11 protein-coding genes, 1 tRNA gene and 1 pseudogene are annotated in these 11589 nt (G+C 69.6%); 9 read left to right on the forward strand and 4 right to left on the reverse strand.

The window, feature by feature from the left end; genetic code table 11:
- Window positions 1-278 precede the first annotated feature (278 nt).
- Window positions 279-1982 carry an electron transfer flavoprotein-ubiquinone oxidoreductase gene (locus NJ376_RS27305; RefSeq protein WP_252956516.1) on the forward strand — a complete coding sequence of 568 codons (1704 nt, stop codon included), beginning with the start codon at window positions 279-281 and terminating at the stop codon, window positions 1980-1982.
- Between the two features lie 18 nt (window positions 1983-2000).
- Window positions 2001-2651 carry a class II aldolase/adducin family protein gene (locus NJ376_RS27310; RefSeq protein WP_252956517.1) on the forward strand — a complete coding sequence of 217 codons (651 nt, stop codon included), beginning with the start codon at window positions 2001-2003 and terminating at the stop codon, window positions 2649-2651.
- Between the two features lie 112 nt (window positions 2652-2763).
- Here the strand turns inward: NJ376_RS27310 and NJ376_RS27315 are convergent, their stop codons facing one another.
- On the reverse strand, window positions 2764-3231 hold the full coding sequence (locus NJ376_RS27315; protein WP_252956518.1) for a hypothetical protein: 468 nt from the start codon (window positions 3229-3231) through the stop codon (window positions 2764-2766).
- Window positions 3232-3601: 370 nt separating this feature from the next.
- Between NJ376_RS27315 and NJ376_RS27320 the strand changes: the two genes are divergently transcribed.
- From NJ376_RS27320 to NJ376_RS27330, 3 genes are all read left to right on the forward strand, one after another.
- Entirely contained in the window at window positions 3602-5320 is a 1719-nt protein-coding gene (locus NJ376_RS27320) for a tetratricopeptide repeat protein (protein WP_252956519.1), read from the forward strand.
- Window positions 5321-5330: 10 nt separating this feature from the next.
- The gene (locus NJ376_RS27325; protein ID WP_252956520.1) at window positions 5331-6191 is read left to right on the forward strand and encodes a 4-(cytidine 5'-diphospho)-2-C-methyl-D-erythritol kinase; all 861 of its coding nucleotides are present in this window, start codon (window positions 5331-5333) and stop codon (window positions 6189-6191) included.
- A 507-nt stretch (window positions 6192-6698) separates the two neighbouring features.
- Window positions 6699-6773 (forward strand) — tRNA-Gln (locus NJ376_RS27330).
- A 299-nt stretch (window positions 6774-7072) separates the two neighbouring features.
- On the opposite strand, the gene NJ376_RS27335 is transcribed toward NJ376_RS27330, so the two are convergent.
- The 3 genes from NJ376_RS27335 to NJ376_RS27345 form a co-directional block, all read right to left on the reverse strand.
- Window positions 7073-7390 carry a hypothetical protein gene (locus NJ376_RS27335; protein WP_252956521.1) on the reverse strand — a complete coding sequence of 106 codons (318 nt, stop codon included), beginning with the start codon at window positions 7388-7390 and terminating at the stop codon, window positions 7073-7075.
- 105 nt (window positions 7391-7495) lie between these two features.
- Window positions 7496-8794, reverse strand: coding sequence for a recombinase family protein (locus NJ376_RS27340; protein WP_252956522.1), 1299 nt, complete (start codon window positions 8792-8794; stop codon window positions 7496-7498).
- The gene (locus NJ376_RS27345; protein ID WP_252956523.1) at window positions 8787-9110 is read right to left on the reverse strand and encodes a DUF2924 domain-containing protein; all 324 of its coding nucleotides are present in this window, start codon (window positions 9108-9110) and stop codon (window positions 8787-8789) included. The genes NJ376_RS27340 and NJ376_RS27345 overlap by 8 nt, the downstream gene beginning before the upstream one ends.
- Window positions 9111-9189: 79 nt before the next feature.
- Here NJ376_RS27345 and NJ376_RS27350 point away from each other — a divergent pair, with 79 nt between their 5' ends.
- The 4 genes and pseudogenes from NJ376_RS27350 to NJ376_RS29515 form a co-directional block, all read left to right on the forward strand.
- Window positions 9190-9486, forward strand: coding sequence for a hypothetical protein (locus NJ376_RS27350; RefSeq protein ID WP_252956524.1), 297 nt, complete (start codon window positions 9190-9192; stop codon window positions 9484-9486).
- Window positions 9487-9505: 19 nt separating this feature from the next.
- On the forward strand, window positions 9506-10639 hold the full coding sequence (locus tag NJ376_RS27355; RefSeq protein ID WP_252956525.1) for a helix-turn-helix domain-containing protein: 1134 nt from the start codon (window positions 9506-9508) through the stop codon (window positions 10637-10639).
- Between the two features lie 23 nt (window positions 10640-10662).
- Complete coding sequence (locus tag NJ376_RS27360; protein WP_252956526.1) at window positions 10663-11151, forward strand: hypothetical protein; 489 nt, start codon at window positions 10663-10665, stop codon at window positions 11149-11151.
- A gap of 269 nt (window positions 11152-11420) precedes the next feature.
- Window positions 11421-11589, forward strand: a pseudogene (locus NJ376_RS29515) (IS481 family transposase); the annotation flags it as partial.

Here is an 11589-nt window from a genome sequence, read left to right on the forward strand (position 1 = left end):
CGGCCGCGGGGCGGGGGCGGCGGGGCGGGGGGCAGGGGCCTCCGGCAGGGCCGGCGGGGCCAGGCGCGGCTGGGTGCGGTCGATCGGCGCCTCGCCCAGCGCCTCATCCGCCCCCCAGTCGAGCTGGAGGCGGAGCGCGGCCAGCAGCGCCGCCGCCTCGGCTTCCGCCATCTCCATCGCCCATCCCTGCCCAAGCCACCTGCCATATCGGCCGGGGGCGGGGTTCCGCGCAATCCTCCCCTCCGCTACATCGAGCCTGGACAAGGAGGGAGAGCGGCATGTCCGGGGCGGAAGAGCGCGAGGCGATGGAGTTCGATGTGCTGATCGTGGGCGGCGGGCCGGCGGGCCTGGCGGCGGCGATCCGCCTGAAGCAGCTCGCGCCCGACACCGCCGTCTGCCTGGTGGAGAAGGGCAGCGAGATCGGCGCCCATATCCTCTCCGGCGCGGTGCTGGAGCCGCGGGCGCTGGACGAGCTGATCCCGGATTGGCGGGACGACCCGCCGGCCCTGGCGACGCCCGCCCGCGACGACCGCTTCATGCTTCTGACGGAGACCCGCGCCTTCAAGCTGCCGACGCCGCCGCAGATGCATAACGAGGGGAATTACATCGTCTCCCTCGGCAATGTCTGCCGCTGGCTGGGCGCCAAGGCGGAGGCGCTCGGCGTCGAGATCTACCCCGGCTTCGCCGCCTCCGAGACGATCATCGAGGACGGCCAAGTGAGGGGCGTCGTCGCCGGCGTCATGGGCATCCAGAAGGATGGCGAGAAGGGCCCGAACTACCAGCCGGGCATGGAGCTGCGCGCCACCTACACGCTGTTCGCCGAGGGCTGCCGCGGCTCCCTGACCAAGAAGCTGCAGGAGCGCTACAACCTCCGCGAGGGCGTCGCCCCGCAGACCTATGCGCTTGGCATGAAGGAGCTGTGGGAGATCCCGAAGGAGCGGCACCAGCCGGGCCTTGTTTGGCACTCCACCGGCTGGCCGCTGGCCTCCGACACCTATGGCGGCTCCTGGCTCTACATGCTGGGCGAGAACCTGGTCTCGATCGGCTTCGTGGTCGGGCTCGACTACCCCAATCCCTGGCTCTCGCCCTTCGACGAGTTCCAGCGCTTCAAGACCCACCCCGAGGTGCGGAAGATGCTGGAGGGCGGCAAGCGCATCGCCTATGGGGCGCGCGCGCTGAACGAGGGCGGGTTCCAGGCCATCCCGAAGCTGGTCTTCCCGGGCGGCATGCTGATCGGCGACTGCGCCGGCTTCCTCAATGTGCCGAAGATCAAGGGCACGCATACCTCCATGAAGTCCGGCATGGTCGCGGCGGAGGCGGTGGTGCAGGCGCTGGCCGGCGAGGAGCGGCCGCCGGTGCTGGAGAGCTACCCGACCGCGCTGAAGGCAAGCTGGGTGTGGACCGAGCTGCAGGGCGTGCGCAACATCCGCCCGGGCTTCGAGAAATTCGGCTTCTGGGGCGGCATGGTGAACGCCGCCCTGGACACCTACCTGTTCCGCGGCAAGGCGCCCTGGACCTGGACGCACCACCAGGACCACGAGACGCTCAAGAAGGCCTCGGAAGCGAAGCGCATCACCTATCCGAAGCCTGATGGCGTGCTGACCTTCGACCGTCTCTCCTCGGTGTTCCTCTCGAACACCAACCATGAGGAGGACCAGCCCGCCCACCTCAAGCTGAAGGATCCGGGACGCTGGAAGGGCGTGAACTGGGACCAGTTCCGCAGCCCGGAGAGCCGCTACTGCCCGGCCGCGGTCTATGAGGCGGTGGGCGCCGAGGCGGAGCGGGAGCTGAAGGGCACGCCGGACGCGGAAGCGACGGGCGAGGGCGCCAGCGTGGAGGCCGGCGATGCCGGGGCGCGGCTGGTGATCAACGCGCAGAACTGCGTGCACTGCAAGACCTGCGACATCAAGGACCCGACGCAGAACATCGACTGGACGACGCCGGAGGGCGGCGGCGGGCCGAACTACATCGGCGGGATGTAGCCCTTGGCGGGTCGGGCGATGCCGGAGCCTGACCTGGCAGCGGCGGAGGAATTGGTCGCCGCCGCCCAGGCCCTGGACGCGCTCGGCTTCATGCCGAGCAAATCCGGCAACCTCTCGCTCCGCACGGTGCGGGGCTGCCTCATCACCCCGGCGGCGCTGCCCTATGCCGCCCTCACCCCCGCGGCGCTGGTCGAGATCGATCTGGAAGGCACGGTGCTGCGCGGCAGCCGCCGGCCCTCCTCCGAATGGCGGCTGCACACCGCTATCTACGCAGCACGGCCGGAAGCGGGGGCGGTAGTGCATACCCACAGCCCCTTCGCCACCGCCCTCTCCTGCGCCCGGCAGGGGTTGCCCGCCTTCCACTACATGATCGCGCTGGGCGGCGGCGCCGATATCCGCTGTTCCGCCTACGCCACCTTCGGCACCGCGGCCCTGGCCGAGGCCTGCCTCGACTCGCTGCGGGACCGGCGTGCCACGCTGCTGGCCAATCACGGCGTCGTCGCGCTCGGCCGGACTCTTGCCGGCGCCCGGACGCTGGCCATGGAGGTGGAGAACCTTGCCCGGCAGTATCTGGCGCTGCGCGCCGCCGGCCTCTCCCCCGTGCTGCTGACCGAGGCCGAGTTGCGCGAGGTCTTCGCGCAATTCGGCGATTACGGCCGACTCACCTGAAGTTCAGGGTCTGCACCGAGCAGGTCTCGACGCCACGACGCTCCACCGCCCGGCCATCGGCATAGACCACGCGGACATCGACGGTGCAGACCTTGCCGGAGGGCAGGGCGACTCAGACCCCGTTGCCCGGCACCAGCACGTCGTTGCCGAGCCGGTCGCGGCCCCAGCTCTGGTCGCTGCTCAGGGACACGTAAAGCTCGTTCACCGTCATCCCGCTCTGGTTCACGAACTGGAAGCTGGGGTCACCGCCGCCGCCCCCGCCGCCCCAGACGATGCGGGACAGGGTGCAGGCATTGATCTGCCGCCGCTCCTCGGACCGCCCGCCCTGGAACACCACCCGCACATCCAGCACGCAGTCGCCGAAGCCGGGCACGATCCAGGTGCTGTTGCCCGCCGGCAGCACGCCGCTGCCCAGCACGTCCGGGCCCCAATTGGAGGAGCGGGAGGGGGAGACATAGACCTGCTCGACGGTCTGGCTGGTGTTGTTCACCAGGCTGAACCGGTTCTGCGCCGAGGCCGGGGCGAGGCCGAGCAGCAGGCCTGCGCACAGGCCGAAAAGCATCAGAAGTCGGGACCGCATCCTGTCTGTTCCTCCACCGAGAATTCCTCGCAGGCCGCAGCGCCGCTCCGCCGGGCCCCCGGGGCCAGCTTGGCTGCCGGGGTCGGCGCGGCCTGCCGCGGCGGGATTCCGAAGGGCACCTGCCTCCGACCTCCGCCTACCAGCACCAACATTACCATTCCGTCCTGTTCCGACTAGCGGATGATCGGTTCGGGCAAACCGCGCTGGCGGGGCCGGGGATGGCTGGCGCCCAGGCAGCTGCGGCGCGGCTCGCATGGGCGGGGCGTTTAGGGCCCTCGGCCGGCGCGGCTCTGTGCCCTGCGTCACCGGCACAGGAGCAACCGGCCCGGCGGTGGTGGCGCGGCGGGGGGTACGCTGCTAGCCTTCCCCCATGCCATCTCCTGCTGTTCCGCAGCGGCTTGCGCTGCTTGCTGTTGCACTGCTCGGCGCCTGCGCTGCCGGAGGACCGAACGGGGATCGTGGGCCGCGCAGCGCCTCCGGCATTCCCATCACCGGGGCCTACGGCGCCTATCTCGCCGGCCGCTTCGCCGCTTCGGAGACCGATACCCGGGTCGCGGCCGACAATCTGCTGACCGCGCTGCGGGCCGATCCGGACCAGCCGGAGCTGCTGGCCCGCGCCTTCATCGCCGCCCTGCTGGACGGCAGGGCGGAGGCGGTGCGCCTGGCTCGTCGCCTGCCGGACAACCCCGCCGCCAACCTGCTGCTGGCCGGCGCCGATGTGCAGGCGGCGCGCTGGGACCGGGCCGAGCAGCGGCTGAAGGCGCTCGGCCGCAGCGGGCCGGTGCAGGTGCTGCAGCCGGCGCTGCTCGCCTGGGTCCAGCTCGGCCGCGGCCAGCCGGACCAGGCCCTGGCGACGCTCCGCCCCCTGGCGGAGGCCAACCGGCTGCGGGCGCTGAACGCCCTGCACGCCGCCCTCATCGCCGACATCGCCGGCCGGCCGCGGGAGGCGGAGCGCTTCGCCCGCATGGCGGCGGCGGACCAGCCGCAGCCGCCCTGGCGCCTGGCCGTGCTCGCCGCCGGCGTGCTGCACCGGGTCGGGCGGGTGCAGGAGGCGAACCGGCTGCTCGACCAGGTGATCGAGAGCGGGGATGATGCGGCGCTGGCGGCGGCGGAGCCGATGCGCCGCGCCCTGTTCGCCCAGCGCGGCGTGGCCGGTCCGGCGGAAGGCATGGCCGAGGCCTATACCGCCCTGGCCGGGGCCTTGCGCAGCCAGGGCTCGAATGATTTCGCCCTCATTCTGGCCCAGCTTGCCCTCCGGCTGCGCCCGGGCTTCGTCCCCGCGGTGGTGCTGGCGGCGGATGCGCTGGCGGATCAGGGGCATGAGGAGCAGGCCCTGGCGCTGCTCTCCAACACCCCGGCGGACGACCCGCTGGCACCGGTGATCGGGCTGCGCCGCGCTGCCCTGCTGGACAAGCTGGACCGGACGGAGGAGGCGGTGGCGCTGCTCCGCCGGCTGGCCGAGGCCAGCCCCGGCCTGCCCCAGGCGCCGGCCCGGCTGGGCGACATGCTGCGGCGCCGGGACCGCTATGCCGAGGCGGTGGTCGCCTATGACCAGGCGATCGCGCGCAGCGCCGTGGGCGGCCAGGCCCAGGCACGGGACTGGCCGCTCTTCTACGCCCGCGGCATCGCGCGGGAGCGCTCCGACGACTGGACGCGGGGGGAGGCCGATCTGCTGCAGGCCCTCGCCCTCTCGCCCGAGCAGCCCTATGTGCTGAACTACCTGGGCTATAGCTGGGCGGAGCAGGGCAAGAACCTGGACCGTGCCAAGGCCATGCTGCTGCGGGCGACGGAGCTGCGGCCGCAGGATGGCAACATCGCCGACAGCCTGGGCTGGGTGCTGTTCCGGCTCGGCGACCTGCCCGGCGCCATCACCTGGCTGGAGAAGGCGGTGGAGCTGGAGCCGCGCTCCAGCGTCATCAACGACCATCTGGGCGATGCGCTCTGGGCGACGGGGCGGCAGCGGGAGGCGCAATTCCAGTGGCGCCGCGCCCTGACCATGGAGCCGGAGCCGGCGGAGATCCCGAAGATCGAGGCCAAGCTCCGCGACGGGCTGCCCGGCTTCCCGGCCAGCACCGCGCAGCGGCAGTGAGGCCGGCAGGATGAGCGGGGCCGAGCCGGCCCCGGCCAAGGTCAACCTCTACCTCCACGTCACCGGCCGCCGGGTGGATGGCTATCATCTGCTGGACAGCCTGGCGGTGTTCGGCCCGGCGGCGGATGCGGTGGCGGCGGCGCCGGGCGAGGCGTTGTGCCTGACGCTCGACGGCCCCTTCGCCGCCGGGCTGGCGGCGGAGCCGGACAACCTCGTGCTGCGGGCCGCCAGGGCGCTGGCAGAGGCCGTCGGCCGGCCGGCCGCGGCGGCGCTGACCCTGACGAAGCGTCTGCCCGTCGCCTCCGGCATCGGGGGGGGCTCGGCCGATGCGGCGGCGGCGCTGCGGGCGCTGGACCGGCTCTGGGGCACCGGGCTGGGCGAGGGCGGGCTGGCCGGGATCGCGGCGGGGCTGGGGGCGGATGTGCCGGTCTGCCTTGCTGCCCGGCCGGCACGGATGCAGGGGATTGGCGAGGTGCTGCTGCCGGCCCCGGCACTGCCGGAGTATGGGCTGCTGCTGGTCAATCCCGGCGTGGCGCTGGCGACACCCGCGGTGTTCCGCGCCCGGCAGGGCGGCTTCACCCCAATGGCCGAACTGCCCGCCGCCTGGCCCGACGCGGCGGCAATGGCCCGGGACCTGGCGGCGCTGCGCAACGATCTGGAGCCACCGGCCATCGCCCTATGTCCCGTGATCGCGGAGGTGCTGGCGGCGATCCGGGCCCTGCCGGGCTGCCTGCTGGCCCGGATGAGCGGCAGCGGCGCCACCTGCTTCGGCCTGTTCCCCGATGCCGAGGCGGCACGGCGTGCTGCGGCACTGCTGCCTGGCGGCTGGTGGCGGGAGGGCGGCGCGCCCCACCCTGTCCCGGCTGACTGAGCGGCGACCTGCCCCTGGCCCTCGGATGGATGCTTGGTTCCTCCCCGTCTGCCTTCCGCGGCGCCCAGGCACTGGCCGCGGCCGTGCGGGCTGGGGAGCGAATGACCGGATCGCCCGCCGAGTCCTCGTCTGCCGGGCCTGTGCTGGCGCATCTGCAGCGGCAGGCTCGCGATCAGCGAATTCGCCGTGGTGCTACGGCCGAGCATCTGGCGGCGCCCCTGCCGGCACAGCATCGCCGGCGGCCTCGCCCTGCCATCGGCCGTCTGCCGGCGCTGCGGCGCGTGGCGGAGGTTCGATCATATCCGGATGGATCTTGGCAGGGCGGGGGTAAGACCGGATGCGGAGACGACGCCCTATGGCGGCCGCGGCGCGTTCAGCCATCCCTGCAGGGATGACCGGCTCGATGCCCTCAGGGTTGTGGAGGCCGGACGATCCCGTCGTCCAGATACGCTCCGAGGGGACTTGCCGGGCTGGGTGGCGACCGCCTATTCACCCCGGGCACGGCAATGGGGCGTAGCCAAGCGGTAAGGCAGCGGTTTTTGGTACCGCCATTCCCAGGTTCGAATCCTGGCGCCCCAACCAGCCAGTCCGAGTGACGCGGACGATTTCGGGTTTTGCGCAGGCGGCCTACGAAAGGCCCGGCTTTCCGGCCATGCGGGCGAGAGCCTTGGCGGCACCGTACCTGAGAGACGCCGGCCGGGCCGCCATTCGGCCGTCTTGTTTCCCGAGGCCATTTCGGCAGTACGGATCGTCCGAGAACAACCAGGAGGGCCGGCACCGCGATCGTGACACATCAACGTCAATGATGAATCGGATGTGAGAGAGCCCGGGCTGGGGGTGGCCGTCCTGCTACCGGCAATGCTGGTCGGGCGACATCCAGGTCAGACGAAACCAAGAACTTTGCGCTGTTCCTGCCAATCAAGGGGAATGTGGGTATCCCGCATCAGCCCCGAGGCCGTGAGGCCGGCCGGCTGACGGCCATCAAGGATGGCCTCCACGATATCAGGCGCGAGCCAGGCCAGCCGGACCAGCCGCGTGGCATAGGATTGCGAGACGCCCTGCTCCGCCGCAAAGGCTGTCAGGCTCGGCGCCTTGCTTGATACCAGCGCCTCGCGCAGCGCCCAGGCTTTGGCGACCAGCCGCACCAGTGACGGATCCGACCGATCCGCCGCGACGGTCGATCCCACGAGCAGGGTCATCCCCGACCTGCCCGCCGCAGCGTCACCGGCTCCGTGAGGCTGATTGGAGAATCTTCGCCCTCACCCTCGTCGCTGCCGGCGCGCATCGCTGGAAGGCGCTTCGCGTCAAGCTGCGAGACCAGCCGGCGCGGTGCGAGAGGGATCGTGATCTCGTGCCGCTGCACCGCAACCTGGACCCCAAAGGCGAACAAGGTCTCGCGTTGCGTGCCGTGGCCCTGCTGCTGCCAGCGGCTGGTCAGGCACTGGGCTGCAGAAGGATCCGGCGCTGATCCGCACCTTCCGCCGGAAGCACCGCTGCGGACCGCAGCGCATCGAGCAACTCCGGCCCATTGGTGAGGAAGCGGGTGATCCTCTCGATGACGACCCGCTCCAGCGCGGCCCGGGCACGCGGAGGGCATCGGCGTGGTCATCGCGCGTGCCGGTGATCAGGCGGTGCGAGACATAGTACCGATACCGTCGCCCGGCCTTTCTGGCATGGGTCGCAACCATCGCCTCGCCGGCGGGATCGGTGAGCATCCCAGCCAGCGGGCTCGGATGGCTGGCGCCGCCGCCCTGTTTCCGATTGGTCCGGCCTTCGGCCAGGCGCTGCTGCGCAGCCTCCCAGAGCTCGGCACCAATGATGGCCGCGCGCTCGCCGGGGTAGACGTTCCCCCGATGGGCAACCTCACCGCGGTAGACACGGTTCCGCAGCAGGTCGAACAGCGCACCGCGGCCCAGCGCCCGGCCACTCCTGCCGGTGATCGCCTCGCTGGCCAGCCACTCCTGCACCAGCCGGACCGTCCCTCGATCCAGGTAGGCGCGATAGATGCGCCGGACGAGATTTGCCTCGGCTCCGTGGACCACCAGCTTGCGGTCCCGGACCTCGTAGCCAAGAGGGACAGAGCCCCCCATCCACATGCCCTTGCGTCTGGAGGCGGCGATCTTGTCGCGGATGCGCTCGCCGGTGACCTCGCGCTCGAACTGCGCGAAGGAGAGCAGCATGCTCAGCGTCAGCCTGCCCATGCTGGTGGTGGTGTTGAACTGCTGGGTGATCGAGACGAAGGAGGCAGCCTGCGCATCGAGCACCTCGACGATCTTGGCGAAATCGGAGAGCGAGCGGGTCAGGCGATCGACCTTGTAGACCACCACCAGATCGACCTGGCCCGAGGCCACGTCAGCGAGAAGCCGCTGCAGGGCCGGTCGGTTCATGGTGCCGCCGGAGAGGCCACCATCGTCATAGCGGGTGGGCAGCAGGGTCCAGCCCTCGTGACGCTGGCTGCGGATGTAGGCCTCGCAGGCCTCGCGCTGGGCATCGAGGGAGTTGAACTCCTGCTCCAGCCTCTCCTCTGATGACTTACGGGTGTAGATGGCGCAGCGGAGGCCGGCCCGGCTGGCAGGCTGGCCGGAGGCACGGCGGCTACGCATCGACGGCTGAGGCCTGGGCGGGACGCGGTGAAGCGGCGGCGCCCTCTCGCCTCAAGCCGAAGAAGCGGGGGCCGGACCAGTGCGCGCCGGTGATATGGCGGGCGACCTCCGACAGCGAGGCAAAGCGCTGGCCCGCCATCCCGAAGCCGTCCTCCAGAGCCAGCACGGTATAGGTCCTGCCATGCCATTCCCGCAGCAGCATCGAGCCGGGCTTGATCCGAGGTGTCTGGGGCCGAGCCTGCGGTGCCTGGCTTGCATCAGCTCCCGCCAGTGCGGCCAGGCGGTCGGGCCGACCCAAGCTGGCCCGCCGAGCCATCCAGCCGTTTAGAAGAATCGACTAAACGCCTTGTGTTAAGTCGTGTTGCATGATCTGCACGTGCTGGTAAGTGCTCCTGATGGAGGTTGATTTCGATGATGAGCGCGCGGCGCTGATCGAAACCGATCGGGCTGCCGAGACTCGGCTGCCCGTTGCGGTCATCCAGACCGCGCGGCAGAGGCTCACCATGATCCGCGCAGCCCCGGATGGGCGCGCGCTCCGAAATTGGAAAAGTCTGGGTTTCAGTGCGGCAGGCGGGGCAGACAGCCGTGGACCAGCCGTAAGGATCAATGACCGCTGGAGCATGCGTCTCCGCCTCGACGACTTGGATAGCCCTACGAAGGTCACAGTCACGGGGCTGCAGGAACAACGGTGACCGGCGGGGAGCGTTACGAATGACGAATGGGCAGAATGTCGGCGTGGATCCGCCGGGCGTGTACATCAAGATGGAGCTGGAGGCGCGGGGCTGGTCCCAGCGGGATCTCGCCTTCATTCTTGGTCAAACCGAGCAACAGCTCAGCCCCATGCTGTCTGGCAAGCGCGCGATCACCCCGGATATGGCGCGGCTGCTGGGCGATGCCTTTGACATGCCGGCGCAGTTCTTCGCAAACCTGCAGAGCCTCTACGATCTGTCGAATGCGAAGTCGCCAGATCCAGCGGTTCGCACACGCGCCACGCTGCAGACCACCTATCCTGTGCGTGACATGATCCGCCGAGGATGGATCGAGGATGGCGAAGCGTCGCTCCTCCAGCTGCAGATTGAACGCTTCTTTGAGGTTGCGAACGACGATGCGCCGAGCCGTGCCGTGGCCTTTGCAGCCAAGAGGACTCACTACGACGAGACTCCCCCACACCAGCTGGCTTGGGTGTTCCGCATCCGTCAGTTGGCAAGGCAGATCAAGGTGCCGGCGTTTTCTGCCGACAGATTGCGTGCCGCACTGCCTCGGCTTCGCGCCCTCATGGTCGAAGCCGAGACTGCTCGGGAGGTGCCCGCGATCCTTGCTGAGTGTGGTGTGCGCTTCGTCATCGTGGAGGTTCTTCCCAACGCGAAGATCGACGGCGTCTGCACCTGGCTCGACGACGAAGCACCAGTGATCGGGATGTCTACCCTTTACGACCGGCTGGACAACTTCTGGTTCGTACTGCGGCATGAGATCGAGCACGTCCTCCTTGGGCACGGCAAAGCGACGGCGGTTGGCATGATCGACCACCTTGTCGGCGAGGGCGCCTCCGAGGGCAATGACGTGGCTCAGGAGGAGCGCGTCGCCAACCTGGCTGCTGCCGACTTCTGCGTGCCGCGGCAGAAGATGGACTCCTTCTACGCCCGCAAGCACCCGTACTTCTCCGAGCGGGACGTCGTCGGCTTTGCATCCCTGATGCAGCTGCACCCAGGCATCGTCGTCGGCCAGCTGCAGCGCCGGATGGGGCGGTACGACTACCTGCGGAAGTACCAGGTCCCTGTCCGCCGCCATGTCATCGAGCGGGCAGTAACCGATGGATGGGGCCAAGCCGTCAAAGCCGATCTGTAGAACCGAGCTTCAGGAGATACGTTGTGGCGAAGTATTCCGAGCAGATGCAGCGGATTTTTGATCGGTACACGGCCGCCGTGGACTCGTCGCCGGTTTCGCTCGATCATGTGGCCGCCTGGGCTATCCAGAATGGCCTATGGAAGCCAGCGCCGCGCGACGTGGTGAAGCTCTGCATGGAAGATCTGGCCGAGAGCCTGCGCCAAGAGAAGCGCACGGACGCTAAGGGGCGGCGCTACCGGGCGAAACACTCTGTCCGCATCAACGAGAACGGCCTTCAGCTTACGCTCTGGGCCGATATCGATAGCGCCCCGCGCTCGTTTATGGAAGAGTCATTCGCGCAGCGCCGAACAGGCATCGTGAATAACTGCTTCCAGATCAAGCAGGACATCGATCACTTCCACGACGAGCATAGCGGCGGTCAGCCGATCCAGATGATCCTGGATTTCACGGATGACGTGGCAGAGCTGGAAGCGGCCACACGCATGTCGAAGAGCGACGACGAGGCTGCGTGAGGCCCATGCGATAGAGCGGTCGCAATGCCCGCTTGTTACAATTCGTCCTGTAGCGGTCCGGAATCCGCATCCGGTAGGGTATCGATAGTAGCAATAGCTGTGACCGCGCTGCGGGTCCCGAGCCGCAGTCGCCGCCGAGCCACAGTGGCTCGCGAGCTGCAGGGTCCTTCCTGCGGCCGCTGTATGCGGGGGGCGGAAGCGCGCGACTTCGCTAGCTGTTTGGACCCGGGGTTTGATGGTGCGGTCTTCAGCAGGCGTGGAGGGGCGCTATGGGCCGGGTTCATCATGGGAGCGCCACAACGACAGCGGCGATCCGTCGAGCGATCCAGCATAGTCAAGAGAGCCTGAGAGGGCTCGCCAGCCGCTACGGGATCACCCCCGAGACCGTGGGCAAGTGGAGGAAGCGCACCTCCGTCTCCGACCGGCGCACCGGCCCTC

Source organism: Siccirubricoccus soli, from assembly GCF_024178315.1.
Classification (GTDB): domain Bacteria; phylum Pseudomonadota; class Alphaproteobacteria; order Acetobacterales; family Acetobacteraceae; genus Siccirubricoccus; species Siccirubricoccus soli.